The organism is Vitreoscilla massiliensis (assembly GCF_001457815.1).
Lineage (GTDB): Bacteria > Pseudomonadota > Gammaproteobacteria > Burkholderiales > Neisseriaceae > Vitreoscilla > Vitreoscilla massiliensis.
In genome coordinates, this window is the sequence record NZ_LN898220.1 from 99,277 (window position 1) to 116,182 (window position 16,906).

Sequence of the window (16,906 nt, forward strand, 5' to 3'; positions counted from 1 at the left end):
CATAAATCAAATAAGCGGCCTGTAAACTTACAGGCCGCTTATTGATTGCATTGCCATCAAGCAAACCACTTGATGTTCAATGCCTGCTTACCACATATAACTCATGCCGCCACCGATGATGTGGTTGTCTTGGCTGTCAAACGAAGCACTGCCTTTGAACACCCAGTTACCATTGCTGGAGGCCACCGACATGCCGATGGAAAGCGCGTTTTCACCACGGTAATTGGCCGCGCCCATGCCTATCGACTTCTGTCCCGCGTTCATCACTTGCGGAATATTGGCCAAGGCCGCCGCTCCAGCAATACCGGCACGGCTGTTGCGATCGACATTGTTGATATTGCGGCCCAATTGGTTGATGCTGTGGCCTATCTTGCTGGTCACACTGTTCAATTGTCCCACATTCACCGCATCGGTCGCTTCTACCCCAGCGGTCACATTGGTGATTTGACGCTCATGGCCGGCGCTGCCGACAGACACCGAGTTTTCACGGTTGGCAACCGAACCCTCTCCCAAAGCCACTGAATTTTTGGCCTTGGCTTGGGCATTATTGCCCAAGGCAGTGCTGTTGTCAGCCGAAGCCACCGCACCTGAACCTCCGGCCAAAGAATTGTCACCTGTCGGTGTAGGCGCCACCAAGCTGCCGCCTTGGCTCACTTGGAACATGCCACTGGCACCATTGGTAATGTCGGTAACATTATTGGTGATGGTGGTGATGTCATTGTGGATATTGGTCAAATCTTGCGTTAAGCCACCGGTAACCTGATCTATCTTCTGATCAGTATAGTCTTTGGCTTCCGACAAGGCGCCATCCAATTGGCCTTTGTTCACCGCATCGGCCGCAGCAACGCCATTGCCCACATTGTGTATCACCGTTCCACCACCCGTGACCACTTGATTGCCATGAGCATCGGTCGTGGTTTGCGCCTTGTCGCCTGCCAAAGTCAAGTTGCCTTTGCTCGCATCGTCATACGCTACCGCATTATCAGGCAATTTACCGATTTGGCTTTCAATATTGGTAATCTTGGTTTCAACATGGCTTACACGGTTGTCAATCAGGCTAATATTGCTGCTGTTTTGACTGGTGCGCACATCCAAATTGGCCAAAGCACCGCCAATATTGTTAAAGACGCTGCCATCACCAAACACATATTGTGGCGCACTGATAGAACCATTGGCATTGACCACCGCATTGCCGCCAAACGCATCGGCCACCGACGCACTCACGGCATACAACTGGCTGCCATTGATGGCATCACGGGATAATGCATTCACAGAACCGGCCTGTAAATTCGTTAACAGCGTGCCCTTGCTGCCCGCCAAAGTCACGCGGTCTTTTTGAGCGTCATCGTATTTCACCGCCACATCCGACAAACCGATGGTGTCTTTAATCGCCGCATCCAATTGGCCTTTGTTAACGGCATCACCGTCTGCCATAGCATCGCCGACATTGCTCACCCGCGTACCGGCCGCATTCAAACCAGCATCGGTCAAACTCGGGCCATTGCTGCCTATGCTCAAGCCTTTGCTGGTGATGGCGGTATTGCCTATGCTCAAACTGTTGCTGATGCTCACATCGGCGGCCAAATCAAAGCTGAAATTACCATTGATTTGGCTGATGACCACATTGCCATCGTCGCTGGCAAAATCCAACACCGCATTCTTGCCAACTTTTAATGGGGTATTACCGTTGGCACTGACACTGAACACGCCACCATCCAAATTATTGGTGATATTGGTGATGTCGCCTTGGATATTGCTGATGTCGCTGGTGTTTTTCGTCACGTTCTCATTGGTCGCAAATAATTGCTTGCCTGTCACCGCATCGCTAGACGACGCATTCAAATCAGCATCGCTGACATTGGTCAACTTAGTGCCACTCGCACCAGCCAAACTAATGACGTCTTTGCTGTTGCTGTCGTATTGCACCGCATTTTTAATGGTGTCATTCAGATTGTTTTCGGTAATCACCGTCTCACCATTAATGGTGATTTTATCGCCACCAATAACAGTAGTATTGCCACCTTCATTGATGGTGATGCTATCCCCAGTGGTAATGCCGCCGGTAATGTTCAAGTCTTTGGCCAAAGCAAAGTCAAAACCACCTTTACCATCGTGATCCACTATCACATTGGTGTCAGCTGAGCGATAATCCAACATCGTGCCTTTAGCCACTTGGAAGACCTTTGCTCCATTAGCAGCCACACTGAACGCACCATCGCTCAAGGTTTGATTGATGGTATTGATATCGGTCGTGTTGGTGCTGACACGGTTATCCAAATTAGTGATATCGCCTGTAATACTGGTAATGTCACCTTGGATATTGCTGATGTCCGTGGTATTCGTACTGACGCGATTGTCCAAATTAGTAATGTCGCCGTTAATACTGGTGATATCGCCTTTAATATTGGTGATGTCGCTGGTGTTTTTCGCCACGTTCTCATTGGTCGCAAACAATTGCTTGCCTGTGACCGCATCGCTAGACGACGCATCCAACTGAGCATCACTTAAATTGGTCAATTTCGTGCCGCTCGCACCGGCCAAACTAATGACATCTTTGCTGTCACTGTCGTATTGCACCGCATTTTTCACCGTGGCATTGAGGCTGTTTTCGGTAATCACCGTATCGCCATTGATGGTGATTTTGTCGCCACCAATCACGGTAGTCTTACCACTTTCATTGATGGTGATGCTATCCCCAGTGGTAATGCCGCCGGTAATATTCAAGTCTTTGGCCAAAGCAAAGTCAAAGCCGCCTTTGCCATCGTGATCCACGATCACATTGGTGTCAGCCGAACGGTAATCCAAGGTTGTGCCTTTGGCCACTTGGAAACCTGCACCACCATTGGCGCTCACACTGAACGCACCATCGCTCAAGGTTTGATTGATGGTATTGATGTCGGTCGTGTTGGTGCTGACGCGATTGTCCAAATTGGTAATGTCACCGTTAATCGTGGTGATATCGCCTTGAATGCTGGTGATGTCACCTTGAATATTGGTGATATCGCTGGTGTTTTTCGCCACATTCTCATTGGTCGCAAACAATTGCTTGCCTGTGACCGCATCGCTAGACGACGCATCCAACTGAGCATCACTTAAATTGGTCAATTTCGTTCCACCGCTACCGGCCAAGCTGATGACATCTTTGCTGTCACTGTCGTATTGCACCGCATTTTTTACCGTGGCATTAAGGCTGTTTTCGGTAACCACCGTGTCACCATTGATGGTGATTTTGTCGCCGCCGATGACGGTGGTCTTGCCACCTTCATTGATGGTGATGCTATCCCCAGTAGTAATGCCGCCTGTAATGTTCAAGTCTTTGGCCAAAGCGAAACTAAAGCCACCTTTATCATCATGGTTTACCAATACATTGCCGTCTTTGGTGCGGTAATCCAAAGTTGTGCCTTTGGCCACTTGGAAGGCCGTACCACCATTGGCACTCACACTGAACGCACCATCGTTCAAGGTCTGGTTGATGGTATTGATATCAGTAGTGTTCGTACTAACACGGTTATCCAAATTGGTGATATCGCCGTTAATACTGATAATGTCACCTTGGATATTGCTGATGTCCGTGGTATTCGTACTGATGCGATTGTCCAAGTTGGTAATATCACCCTGAATATTGGTGATATCACTGGTATTTTTCGCCACGTTCTCATTGGTCGCAAACAATTGTTTGCCTGTCACCGCATCGCTGGAATTCACATCCAAACCAGCATCACGCAAGTTGGTCAACTTGGTCCCACCGCTACCGGCCAAGCTGATGACATCTTTGCTATCACTGTCGTATTGCACCGCATTTTTGATGGTGTCATTCAGATTGTTTTCGGTAATCACCGTATCGCCATTGATGGTGATTTTGTCGCCGCCGATGACGGTAGTCTTACCACCTTCATTGATGGTGATGCTGTCGCCAGTGGTAATGCCGCCGGTAATGTTCAAGTCTTTGGCCAAAGCGAAACTAAAACCACCTTTGTCATCATGGTTTACCAATACATTGCCGTCTTTTGTGCGGTAATCCAAAGTCGTGCCTTTGGCCACTTGGAAACCTGCACCTCCATTGGCGCTCACACTGAATGCACCATCGTTCAAAGTTTTGTTGATGGTGTTGATGTCGGTCGTGTTGGTACTGACACGGTTATCCAAATTGGTAATGTCGCCATTAATGCTGGTGATATTACCTTGAATATTGCTGATATCAGTGGTGTTCGTACTGACACGATTATCCAAGTTGGTAATGTCACCATTAATGCTGGTGATATCACCTTGAATGGTGGTGATGTCCGTCGTGTTTTGGGTCACACGTTTGTCTAAGTTGCTAATGTCACCGTTAATGGTAGTGATGTCATCTTGAATATCGACAATATCGGCAGTGTTCTTGACCACTCGGCCATCTAAATCCAGCAAAGCACTGCCGACATTATCGAATTGGCCACCACTGGCAAACGCATAGTTGGGCGCAGTCACTTTGCCATCACTGTCCACATCTGCCCCGCCACCCAATGCCGCTGCAGTAGATTTGGCCAAACCATGCAATTGACTGCCATTAATGGCATCCCAAGAGTCTTCATCGACTTTGCCTTTGGCGAGCTCGGTGATACGCACTTTATCGCCGCGGTTTTGGCCAAGTAAACTAATTTTATTGGTTTTGACACCCGCACCATCGGTATCGTATTGAACCGCCACATCGGCCAATTCTTTTAATTGCGCCACATTGACCGCATCGGTGTCATTGGTGCCTGCTGCTAAACCGATGATTTGACGTGTGACACCCGCATCATTACCGATAGACAAAGCGGCTGCCGTGCTTTTCCAATCGGGGCTTGCTTTCGGAAGAATGCTGATGGCAGGATTATAACCAACGGCACCTGCTGAACGGTCTGCCACCGCTCCGGTTCCCAAGGCGATGCTGCCTTTGATTCTCGCTTCAGAATTCGCACCCACTGCTACGGCATCATCCGCCGCCACCCATGATTTGTTGCCCACGGCCACGGTATTGTTTAACGCCACTTGTGAAGACGCACTCTTGCCATCACGGTTACGGATTGTACCGGCACTGTCTAGGTAAAAGCCTGAGCCTGCTGAGACGCCCATGGCCACGTTGTCTGAGCCTTGTACATAAGCACCTGCCAACGTGCCGGAATACGCATTGCGATTCCCCGTGCTTTTGAAGCCGCTATTGATACCCAAGTACGCATTGTAGTCTCCACTGCCATTCCGGCCTGAACTCTCGCCCACGTACACATTATGATCGCCCTCACTGGCAGCGCCGGCCCAATCACCAAATGCACTGTTGCCGCTGCCTTTGCTCTGATAAAACACCGTTTTACCAATGCCAATATTGGAGTCACCGGTACTGCCAAGGCCGGCATTTTGCGTACCAATAAAGGTATTCCATCTGCCTGTGGTTTGACTGCCGGCTTCTGAGCCTATGAAGATGGCACCCGTGCTGCCGCTGCTTCCGGGAGTCATGCCTATGCCCGCATTGCTACCAATGGCAATGGTGTTTTTTACCGATGCCTCAGCACCAACACCAATGGCAATGGCACTGTCTGCCCTCGTGGTAGCGAAATGGCCTATCGCAATTGAAGAAAGTGAATTGGCATCCACACTGGCATTATTACCTACGGCAATGGCATTGGTTGACATTGCTTGGCTTTTCGATCCTATGGCCATGCTTTGCCAGCCTCTGGCATTGGCCTCTGTGCCCAAAGCCAAGGCATCGCTGGCACCTTTGACACTGGAGCGGTCCCCAATTGCAATTGAAGAAGTTGAATTGGCATCCACACTGGCACTGTTACCGACAGCAATGGCATTGGTCGTCATGGCTTGGGCTTTCAAACCCATGGCCACACTGTGCAAACCTCTGGCATTGGCCTCTGCGCCCAATGCCACGGCCGCGTAAGCCCCTTTAACGGTGGCATGATCGCCTATCGCAATTGAAGAAGTCGAATTGGCATCCACATTGGCACTGTTACCGACAGCAATGGCATTGGTCGCCAAAACTTGGCTTTGTAAACCTATGGCCACACCTTGCAAACCTCTGGCATTGGCCTCCGCGCCCAATGCCAAGGCATTGTTTCCGGCCGCTTGTGCTTTCTGTCCCAAAGCTAAGGCTTGATTGCCTGCCGCATTGGCCTCATTGCCTATGGTCGTGGCATTGTCGCCTGTCGCTTTGGAGTTATAACCGAGCACAATGGATTTGGACCCTGCCGTATCGGTCAATGAGGTGCCGCCGCCGATGCGAATGCTGTTATTGCCCGCACGGTCTCCCACGCCGATGACACCGCCATTCACATCCAAGCGCCCGCCCAAAGTTAAGTGTTTAGAACCCGAAGCATTGGCATCGCCATAGAACAACACACGGTTGGTTTGGCTGTCTTTGTCGGTGGCCACACACGTCATGGTTGGTGGACCACCAACCGCACTTTGTGTGGGCAAAGCCCAAGTTGCACCACTGCCCCATTTCACGGTGGTGCTGCTGCTGATGCCCAAACCTTGATTGTAATTACCGGCGATGGTGGTTTGATTGGCATCGATAACCCAAGTACAGCCCGCATCGGTGCCATCATTGATGAAGATGCCAGACGCAGCATAGGCAGTTTGTGAAGCCACACCCAAGCTCGCCAAGAGCAGCAAAGTACCAATTTGATTGAAACGCACCAGCTTCAATGGTTTTTCAATATCCGTCACCAAGTCGCCCACCACACTGTTGCCACTGCCATTCTTGGTGTGTACCAATTCAGAAGCCGCAACATACGTTCCTTTTTCTGCACTCCAAACCGTCTTGTAAATTTTATTCATGTGATGCCATCCCATTCATACAGAGGTTAAATGTTAGAATGGCCACTTGCATGGTGCTTAAGCGGCCTGTAAATATAACTTATAAATAGAATGAGTATACTTTGTTCAAACTCTAAAACATTGACCTAGGTCGATACTCTAAAACCAATTATGCACTTGAATATAAAGTAAAAATAAAGCCATATAAAAATCAAAATATGCACATATATATTGCACAAAAAGGATGATGGGGCTTTTAAATGCCAACCCAAATCCAACCCATCGCTCATCGATAATGTCTTTATAAACAGCACATTGCTTTGACTTTGCTGTCAGTCCTAGTCACCCTCCATAAAAAAAAGCCAGCTTACGCTGGCTTAAGATGCTGCGACACTACAGGAATGGGTCAGGCAATGCTCAAACAGCATGCTCAGATGCGGCCTGTAAACAGGCAATGAACTTCAAACACGCGGGCGTGAGCTCTTCTTCTTTGCGTTTTGAATAGCCAACGGGAATGTCGTCGCCGATTTCGGGAAACGGCAGCTTGGCCAGCAGGTTTAAATTCACCAATTGCTCCGCCACCACGCTGGACATACAGCCAATGAAATTGCTTTGTGCAATCACATTCATATTGGTCAAAATCGACACCGATTCCACCAAATTGCTTGGCTCGCCCACGCCTTGCTCATTGAAATATTGCAAAATATTGCCGCGCATGGTGGCGCTGCCCAAAGGCAAAATCCACGGATAGTCCATCAAATCGGCCAATTGCAATGCAGGGCGCTGCAACAATTCATGTTGGTGCGCCACCACCAAAGACAGCTTTTCACAGTAAAGCGAATGGTGTTCGAGCTTGTGGGTTTGGTAAAACTTGGAATCCATGCTCGGCAAACGCCCCACCACCAAGTCCAATTCACCTTTGAGCAAGGCCGGAAACAATTCTTCCACCGTACCGACTTTGATGGTGATGAGGATATTCGGGTGTTGCTGTTTGAGTTGGATGATGGCTTTGGGCAACAATTCCGCGCTGGCAGACAGCAGCGTCCCAACCACGATGTGGCCCAAATTACCATGGTGAAAACTGTTGATTTCATCGGTAAGATAACGCAATTCCGAAAACAGACTTTTGACCCGTTGCCCCAATACCAAGGCCACTTCGGTCGGTTGCATGCCATTTTTAGAACGGTTAAACAGCTGAACTTTAAGCTGGCTTTCCAACTCTTTAATCGCCTTGGTCACCGCCGGCTGGCTTAAATGCAATTGTTCGGCCGCATGGATGATGGAATGCGACTGCAACACCCGCTCAAAAATCACCAACGGCCGCAGTTTCAAACGGTTGAGCGCATAATCGTTCATGCTGTATTTGTGCGGTTGTGTGTTTTTCATTCCATCATCCCCTCTGCATTGCTTGCTTTATATGGCAAAGAAATGCGCGGCATTGCCTCCCAAGATTTTCTGTTTGGCAGCGGCCTGTAAGCTGCTGTTTTCAATCAACGAGCCTATCTGTTGCTCGCCCAATGGGAATGGCGCATCCGAGCCCAACATCACTTTGTCTTCGCCCATTTTTTTCACCAAGAACAACAAGGCATCGGGATCGAACACGGCGGAGTCTACCCACAAACGGTTCAAATACGACGATGGCAAGTTCGGGCAGTCTTCACGCACAATATCACGGTGCGTCCACGCATTGTCAACTCGGCCGATTAAATACGGCAAGCTGCCGCCACCATGGGCAAAGCAAATCTTCAAGTCTGGCGACAAGCGTTCCATCGCACCCGACAAAATCAACGACAAAGCGCCCAATTGCGTTTCCGCTGGCATGGACACCAACCATTTGAGCATCCATTTTTCCATGCGCACATCGCCCATCATGTCCCAAGGATGCACCAATACCGGCATGTTTTCTGCCGCACAGTGGTTTAAAAATTCCAAAATGCCTTCGTCGTTCAGACTTTTATCGCCCACATGGTTGCCAATTTGCACGCCCACATGGCCGTTTTGTTTGACACGGCTGACTTCTTTACAGGCCGCATCTATGTCTTGCAAAGGCACTTGCGCCAAGACTTTCAAACGCTTGGGATCGGCAGCACAAAACTCGGTGCCCAAGTCATTCATGCGTTGGTTCCAAGCGGCGGCTTTGGCTATGGGCTCGGCATAGGCAAACATCACCGGCGTGGCACACACCACTTGCACATCCAAGCCTTGCTGATCCAAGGTTTCCAAGCGTGCTTTGCCATCCCACAAGGCATCGTACACAGGACGGAACGGCTTTTCATCAATGTAGATGTCGCCAAAACGCGCATCTGCCCCTATTTTCAACCACGGTGCGGTGGCGCGATTCAAGGCCGCCGCTTCCGCTTGGCTGAGCTTGGGGAAAAAATGGGAGTGTATGTCTATGATCATGTTAATTTCCTTATCGGAACCGATGCGCGCCGCGCATCGGCTCTGGCTTTACGCGTAGGCAGGGTTGTGAACTTCAGCAAAACGCTGCAACCATTCACCCGCTTTGCGACCTGGATGGACTTCCCCACATTGCGGGCAAGTGCGCTCAGCATCGGATTTGTCGTAAAACAATTTGAATGCGGATGGCAAATCGGCCACCAAGTCGTCGACATGGTCGCCCACACTGCCCACCAAAGTCGCACAATTGGCGCAATACCAATTGAAGTGGTCTTTTTGGTCTTGGGCGCGCGGTTTTTCCACCAAGAAGCACAAACCACCGGCTTCAGGCCGCTGTGGTGAATGGTTCAAATACGCTGGCAATAAAAAGATGTCCCCTTCTGCCAAACGGATTTGCTCAAACTGACCACGGTCCCACACATTCAAATAGGCATTGCCTTTGATTTGGTAAAAGATTTCTTCGGTTGGATTGCAATGAAAATCGGTGCGTTTGTTCGGCCCACCCACCATATTGATGATGTAATCGCCATCGGGAAACAAGGCGGTGTTACACACCGGTGGGGTCAATTTGTCTTGGTTTTGTTCCGACCATTGCAGCAAATTAAACGCGGGTCCATATTTCAATTCCATATTCTTCTCCTCTGATGTCGCTCAGCCTTATTTGTTGTTCAGTGGCTTATAGGCGATGGCTTTGATTTCAATGCGCAATAAGGCATTTGGCAATTGGTGCACGGCCACGGTGGTACGGGTCGGACCGTCGAAATCGAAATACTCGCCATACACTTGGTTGTAGCGGGCAAAATCGTTCATATCAACCAAATACGCGCACATTTCCACCACATCGCTTAAGTCCGCACCTTCATGCGCCAAGATGTCGCGGATGTTTTCAATCACCGCACGGGTTTGCACCTCGATGTCCAACGTGGTCGCGCCCATGGCATCGACTTCGGCACCGGCGATGCTGTTGTCAGGCAAACGTGAACTGGTGCCAGACACGAACAAGAAATCACCCGCACGTTTGATGTGGGGAAAACGGCCGCGTGGCGTGGCTTTGCCAGCCACCACAGTTGCTTGAGTCATGTGTCTCTCCTTACGCTAGGCTGCGCACGCTGACCGTGCCCAAGCCCAAGATGGTGGTTTCGTAAACAGTGTCTTTTTGCATCGCTTGCGCCGCGGTCGCTGCGCCCGCCATGATGATGGAGCCGGCGGGCAAGACTTGGCCTTTTTCAGCCAACAATTGCGACACCTGCACCAAACAACGCAATGGATCACCCAAAATGGCCGCGGTCGAACCGGCTTGCACCAAGCGCCCGTTTTCGGTCATGTTGACACCGCAATTGCTGATGTCGGTGCTTACAGGCCGCATTGCGCCCAACACAAAGCCTGCTGATGACGTGTTGTCTGCCACCACATCTTCCAAGGTGAATTTAAACGCTTGGTAACGTGAGTCGATGATTTCCATCGCCGGGCACACGCCTTCAATCGCATCCAAAGCCTCGGCCAAATTCATGGCACGGTCGATCGGTTTACGGGTAATGAAGGCCACTTCAGGCTCGATGCGTGGGTGGATAAAGCGCTCCAAATCCACCGCACCGCCTTCTTCCAATTGCATCGCATCGGTGATGACACCCCAAATCAAATGGTCTACGCCCATTTGCTTCATTTTCTCGCGGCTGGTGAAGCCGAGCTTCACCCCCACGCGCTGCTCACCACGCGCCTCACGCAAGGCCACACCCAACTCTTGTATGGCGTAAGCGGCCTGTAAATCAAACGGCGTGTCGGTGCGCAAAGAAGCAGTCGATTGCTTGTTCAACACACAATCGTCCAAGCGTTTGGCAATATCGTTTAAATTCATGCCACTTGTTCCTTTTGTTTCAATAAGTCCAAGGCGATGTCGACGATCATGTCTTCCTGACCACCGACCATTTTGCGGCGTCCCACTTCCAACAAGATTTCCACTGCTGGAATGTTGTAACGGGCAGCTGCGCGCTCGGCGTGCAATAAGAAGCTGGAGTACACACCGGCATAACCCAAAGACAAGGTTTCACGGTCTACGCGCACCGGACGGGTTTGCAATGGGCGCACAATGTCGTCGGCCGCATCCATCAAGGCCAATAAATCACAGCCGTGATCCCAGCCCATGCGTTCGGCAGCGGCGATGAACACTTCCAATGGCGTATTGCCCGCACCCGCGCCTTGACCTGCCAACGAGGCATCAATGCGGTGTACGCCTTCTTCTACCGCCACGATGGCATTGGCCACACCCAAAGCCAAGTTGTGGTGAGCGTGTATGCCCAAGGTAGTGCTGCTGTTCAATTCGGCTTTCAAAGCACGCACACGGTCACGCACACCGTCCATCAACAAAGCGCCGCCTGAGTCGGTCAGGTAAATCGTGGTCGCACCATACGATTCCATTTTTTTGGCTTCTTTGGCCAAGTTTTCCGGCGTGGTCATGTGCGACATCATCAAGAAGCCGACAGTGTCCATACCCAATTCGCGTGCATAGGCAATGTGCTGTGCCGATACATCGGCCTCGGTACTGTGGGTAGCAACACGCACCACGCGCGCACCGGCAGCATAAGCCTCTTTCAAATCGTGTATCGTTCCGATGCCCGGCAAAATCAAGGTGGCGATTTTGGCGTTTTGTACCGATTCGGCCGCAGCGGCAATCCACTCGATGTCGGTATGAGCGCCAAAGCCGTAGTTAAAACTGGAACCGGCCAAACCATCACCGTGCGCCACTTCAATCGAGGCCACACCGGCTTTATCCAAAGCCGAGCTGATTTGTTTCACTTGTTCTATCGAATATTGGTGACTCACTGAGTGCGAACCATCGCGCAAAGTCACGTCAGAAATGTACAGTTGTGCCATTATTTTGCTCCCGCAGTGTTTAAGTTTTGCGCCACCACCTCAGCACAGGCCAAAGCCGCTGAAGTCATGATGTCCAAATTGCCAGCATACGCAGGCAGGTAATCGGCTGCACCTTCTACTTCGATGAAAACGGTGACTTTCAGGCCGCCTTCTTGTTGCAACTCCGGCCATTGTTTCAAAGCCGCACCTGACAACTCTTCAAACTGCACTTCTTGTTTCAAACGGTAACCCGGTACATAAGCCTGCACTTTGGCAGCCATGGCGGCCACAGAGGCGCGGATTTCGTCTTCTTTGCCGCGACGGGTCAAACAGAACACAGTGTCGCGCATCATCAATGGTGGCTCAGCCGGATTCAAAATGATGATGGCCTTGCCTGATTTGGCCTTACCCACGGTTTTCAACGCCAAAGAGGTGGTTTCGGTAAACTCGTCGATGTTGGCGCGCGTACCTGGACCTGCCGAACGGCTGGAAATCGACGCCACGATTTCGGCATACAACACTTCCGTCACCGCACTGATGGCCGCCACCATAGGAATGGTCGCTTGGCCACCACAGGTCACCATATTGATGTTGGGGGCATTTTCATGCTCGTGCAAATTCACCACCGGCACCACATACGGGCCGATTGCAGCAGGCGTTAAGTCAATCACGCGGATACCGTGTTGTTGCAACACCTCATTGTGCTTGATGTGCGCGCCAGCAGAAGTGGCATCAAACACGATTTTGATTTCATTGAAGTTGGGCAAGGCCAATAAGCCATCTATGCCTTCGTGCGTGGTTGGCACACCCAAATCGCTGGCGCGTTTCAAGCCATCGGATTTGGCATCAATGCCCACCATCGCGCCCATGCGCAAATTGGTGTCGCTTTTTTTCAAGATTTTCTTCATCAAATCGGTGCCAATATTGCCCGAACCGATGATGGCAGCAGCTATTTTTTCCATATTTTTCTCCATAAGTTCTCGTCTAGGCTTAAACAAATGCGGCGCTTACCGAACCCAAGCCTTGAATTTGTGCTTCGTACACACCCACTTCATTCACACTCACCATCGCACCCAAAGCACCGGTCAATATCAATTCACCGGCCTGTAAAGGCGTACCCATTTTCACCATGGTGTTGGCCAACCACACCGCCGCAATCAAAGGATTGCCCAAGCACAAAGCGCCTGTGCCGTTGGAAACCACTTCACCTTTGTGGGTGAGCACCATGCCACACTGTCTGAAATCCAAGGCTTTGGCTTTTACAGGCCGGCTGCCCACCACCACCGCACCGCAAGAAGCGTTGTCGGCAACGGTGTCTACCAAGCGGATGTCCCAATTGCGCACACGGCTGCCAACGATTTCAATGGCAGGCAAGACATAGTCTATGGCGTTCAAGATGTCCACCACGGTGTGGCGTTCATGCTTTAAGTCTTGCTTCAATACCAAGGCAATTTCGGCTTCCACACGCGGTTGCAAGATGCTGCTCAAGGCCACGTCTTCGCCATCGGCATAAATCATGTCATCGAACAAACAGCCAAAATCAGGTTGGTCTACGCCCAATTGGGTTTGCACCACTTTGGAGGTCAAGCCGATTTTGTGACCAACGATGCGGCGGCCTTGCGCCACTTCACGCTGGGTATTGAGCAATTGGATTTGGTAAGCCTCTTCCAAACTGAAGCCCGCATCGCCAGCCAATTCACGAATTGGGTCGCAAACACTGCTGTTTTGCTTGGCTTGCCACAATTGCTCTGCGGCTTGGGCGATAAGATGGTTTTTAGACATACGACTTCCTTTTCCTTAATTTTTCTGTAATTCATTGCTGACAACAGGCTCTTGATTCACTACCGAGGTGTCTCTGCTTTTCACCCACAAGGCCAAAGCCGATATCAACACTGGCACACCCAAGAACATGAACACTTGCGACAGACTCAGGTTCCAAGCGAAGATTTGTGCCTCGAAGAAGGCGCCAAAAATCGCTCCCATGCGGCCTATACCATGCATCCAAGACACCCCTGCCGCACGACCTTGTACTGGGTAGAACAAGGCAGTCAAAGCTGGCAATGATGACTGTGCACCCACCAAACCCGCACCGGCCAAGAAGATGATGACGCCGAACAAGATGATGTCGCTGGCAAACCAACCGGTGATGACCATCAAAATAGCGGAGATGAAATACACCACCATCAAGGCCTTATTCGCTTGGAATTTGTCCATGGCCCAACCGATGACCGCGGTACCGAACACCCCACCGAATGGGAAGATGGCGGCAATCAAGCTGTATTGTTCGGTGGTAAAACCGGCTTGTTTGAGCAACACAGGCATCCAACTGGTCAACAAATAAAACACCAACAAACTCATGAAGCAGCACAACCACAACATTGCCGTGCTTAAGAAATACGGCTTAGAGATGATCAAGGCCACGCCCGCATTGTTATTGCCTTTGAGTTCTGGCAACACCAACTCGGTTTTGGAGAAATCAATGCTGCTGTCTATGCTGCTGACAATTTTCTGCGCCGACGCTTGGCGACCACGGGTAAGCAAGAATTGGATGGACTCAGGCAAAGCAAACAACAATACCGCTGCCAACACCAATGGAAACACGCCACAATACATCAACATGTGTTCCCAACCGGCGGCAGGAATGATTTTCGCTGCCAACAAGCCGCCCAAGGTAATGCCCAGTGGAAACGCACAGAACATCAAATTCACCATGGTGGCACGGCGGTGAGCCGGCATGTATTCCGCTACCAAAGTGGCAATGTTAGGCATGGCTGCGCCCAAACCCAAACCGGTAATGAAACGGTAAATCGCCAATTCGGTGGTGTTGGTGGCAAAACCAGAAATCACCGTGAACAAGCCAAACAACACCGTGCTGGCAATCACCACCCATTTGCGGCCAAAGCGGTCAGCCAAAGGCCCCGCCACCAAAGCGCCGATGGCCATACCGACCAAAGAGCCACTGAGCACCGGCTTTAAGGCCGGCTTGTCTATGCCCCAGTCTTGCAATAAAGACGGTGCAATAAAGCCTATCGCGCCCGAATCCAAACCGTCGGCCAAGATGATCAACACGCCCAAGACAAACACCAGCCATTGTTTGCCCGACAGCGGCCGACCATCCAGATACTGTTGTACATTCAGTTGTTGCATGATTTCTCCTTCGCATTTTTGATATTGTTGTAATGCACTGAATTGTGGTTAGGTTGACATCAGTATTTCACACTGACGTTGGTGATTTCGGAGAAGAAGTCGAGCGAGTATTGACCGCCTTCACGACCGATACCAGAGGCCTTCACCCCGCCAAATGGCGTGCGCAAATCGCGCGCAAACCACGTATTCACCCACACAATACCGGTGTGAATTTGGCCGGCCACACGGTGTGAACGCGCCACATTGGTGGTCCACAATGAGCACACCAAACCGTATTTGCTGTCGTTGACGCGCTTAATCACTTCAGCATCGTCGTCAAACGGAGAGATGTGGCACACAGGGCCAAAGATTTCTTCTTGGATGATGCGGGCATCGTCGTTCAGGCCGGTCCAAATGGTTGGCAACACAAATGCGCCGCCGTCTTTGTCATCACCAAACTCAGGAATGCGGTTGCCCGTCACCACGGTCGCGCCCTCTTCTACGGCGATTTTGAAATAAGACGCCACTTTTTCACGGTGTTTGTGCGAAATCAACGGGCCAACTTCGGTGTCGGCGCCATCGGGTGCGCCCAAGACCAAAGATTCGGCTTTGGCTTTTAAAGCGGCCACGAATTTGTCGAAAATCGAGCGGTGGACGTACACGCGTTCGGTACACATGCACACTTGCCCAGTATTGAAGAAGCTAGAACGTGCCACACCGGCAACCGCGGCATCGAAATCGGCATCGGCAAACACCACTGCTGCGTTTTTGCCGCCCAATTCAAACGACACTTCTTTCACGCCATCGGCAACGGTTTTCATAATAGATGCGCCAGTACGCGATTCACCGGTGAACGATACTGCGTCGATGTCTTTGTTTTGGGTCAGGTATTCGCCTTCGCGGCCATAACCATGAATCAAGTTAAACACGCCTTTCGGGATGCCCACTTGGTCCATCACTTCGGCCAATAAAGTGGCCGATGATGGCGTTTCTTCTGACGGTTTACACACCACGGTATTGCCCATGGACAAGGCTGGGCCCAGTTTCCATGTCATCAACAACAAAGGCAGGTTCCACGGCGCAATCACCGCAATCACACCCAAAGGTTTGCGCACGGTGTAGTTAATCAATTGGCTGCCATCGGCGTTGTAAGTGATGCAGCTGGTGCTGACATTGGTTTTGGACATGTCGGCAAAGGTACGGAAGTTGGCAATGGCGCGAGGAATGTCCAAGCTGCGTGCCACCGACAAAGGGCGACCTGTGTCTTGCACTTCGGCAGCCACAAAGTCTTCAAAACGCGCTTCAATCGCATCGGCCAATTTGTTTAACAAAGCCGAACGCTGTTCTGGCGTCATCTCACCCCAAGGACCGTCCAAAGCGGCACGGGCAGCGGCCACAGCATTGTCGACATCGGCACGGTCGGCATAAGTGACTTTGCTCACCAATTGGCCATTCACAGGGCTGATGTTGTCGAATTGAGGGGATTTACGAATGAACTCGCCGTTGATGTATAACGGTAATACTGTGGTTTCCATACCTTTATCCTTTGTTATCAAGCGATTTTTATGTGGTAAGGACTAATCTAATGGCAGACAAACATAACATCAACTGAATTGTAATTATTTTTAAATTACCAAAAGTAATAGATAAGCACCTATTTACACCACACGCACAAAAACCATGAATACAAAGGCTGTTAGCGCAAAAATTGGCGGCAAATGAAGCGATTACGCTCAATATCAAGCGG

Annotated in this window: 11 protein-coding genes; all 11 read right to left on the reverse strand. The window is 50.7% G+C overall.

What is annotated here, in order from left to right:
- Positions 1-87: 87 nt before the first annotated feature.
- The 11 genes from BN3003_RS09270 to BN3003_RS09320 all read right to left on the reverse strand — a co-directional run bounded on the left by BN3003_RS09270 (position 88) and on the right by BN3003_RS09320 (position 16,694).
- Positions 88-6,804, reverse strand: a complete 6,717-nt coding sequence (locus tag BN3003_RS09270; RefSeq protein WP_058356378.1) for a YadA-like family protein — start codon at positions 6,802-6,804, stop codon at positions 88-90.
- Positions 6,805-7,200: 396 nt separating this feature from the next.
- Positions 7,201-8,169 carry a LysR substrate-binding domain-containing protein gene (locus BN3003_RS09275; protein ID WP_058356379.1) on the reverse strand — a complete coding sequence of 323 codons (969 nt, stop codon included), beginning with the start codon at positions 8,167-8,169 and terminating at the stop codon, positions 7,201-7,203.
- A 27-nt stretch (positions 8,170-8,196) separates the two neighbouring features.
- Complete coding sequence (locus BN3003_RS09280) at positions 8,197-9,186, reverse strand: amidohydrolase family protein (RefSeq protein WP_058356380.1); 990 nt, start codon at positions 9,184-9,186, stop codon at positions 8,197-8,199.
- A 48-nt stretch (positions 9,187-9,234) separates the two neighbouring features.
- Complete coding sequence (gene nbaC / locus BN3003_RS09285; protein WP_058356381.1) at positions 9,235-9,813, reverse strand: 3-hydroxyanthranilate 3,4-dioxygenase; 579 nt, start codon at positions 9,811-9,813, stop codon at positions 9,235-9,237.
- A 27-nt stretch (positions 9,814-9,840) separates the two neighbouring features.
- A complete protein-coding gene (locus BN3003_RS09290) occupies positions 9,841-10,263 on the reverse strand; it encodes a RidA family protein (protein WP_058356382.1) in 423 nt (140 codons plus the stop codon).
- 10 nt (positions 10,264-10,273) lie between these two features.
- Positions 10,274-11,038: a 2-keto-4-pentenoate hydratase gene (locus BN3003_RS09295; protein WP_058356383.1), complete on the reverse strand. Its 765-nt coding sequence runs from the start codon at positions 11,036-11,038 to the stop codon at positions 10,274-10,276.
- A complete protein-coding gene (gene dmpG, locus BN3003_RS09300) occupies positions 11,035-12,054 on the reverse strand; it encodes a 4-hydroxy-2-oxovalerate aldolase (RefSeq protein ID WP_058356384.1) in 1,020 nt (339 codons plus the stop codon). The genes BN3003_RS09295 and dmpG overlap by 4 nt, the downstream gene beginning before the upstream one ends.
- Entirely contained in the window at positions 12,054-12,995 is a 942-nt protein-coding gene (locus BN3003_RS09305) for an acetaldehyde dehydrogenase (acetylating) (RefSeq protein WP_199822576.1), read from the reverse strand. The genes dmpG and BN3003_RS09305 overlap by 1 nt, the downstream gene beginning before the upstream one ends.
- Positions 12,996-13,023: 28 nt before the next feature.
- The gene (locus BN3003_RS09310) at positions 13,024-13,815 is read right to left on the reverse strand and encodes a 2-keto-4-pentenoate hydratase (RefSeq protein ID WP_058356386.1); all 792 of its coding nucleotides are present in this window, start codon (positions 13,813-13,815) and stop codon (positions 13,024-13,026) included.
- A 15-nt stretch (positions 13,816-13,830) separates the two neighbouring features.
- Positions 13,831-15,180 carry an MFS transporter gene (locus BN3003_RS09315; RefSeq protein ID WP_058356387.1) on the reverse strand — a complete coding sequence of 450 codons (1,350 nt, stop codon included), beginning with the start codon at positions 15,178-15,180 and terminating at the stop codon, positions 13,831-13,833.
- Positions 15,181-15,239: 59 nt separating this feature from the next.
- The gene (locus BN3003_RS09320; protein WP_058356388.1) at positions 15,240-16,694 is read right to left on the reverse strand and encodes a 2-hydroxymuconic semialdehyde dehydrogenase; all 1,455 of its coding nucleotides are present in this window, start codon (positions 16,692-16,694) and stop codon (positions 15,240-15,242) included.
- Positions 16,695-16,906 lie beyond the last annotated feature (212 nt).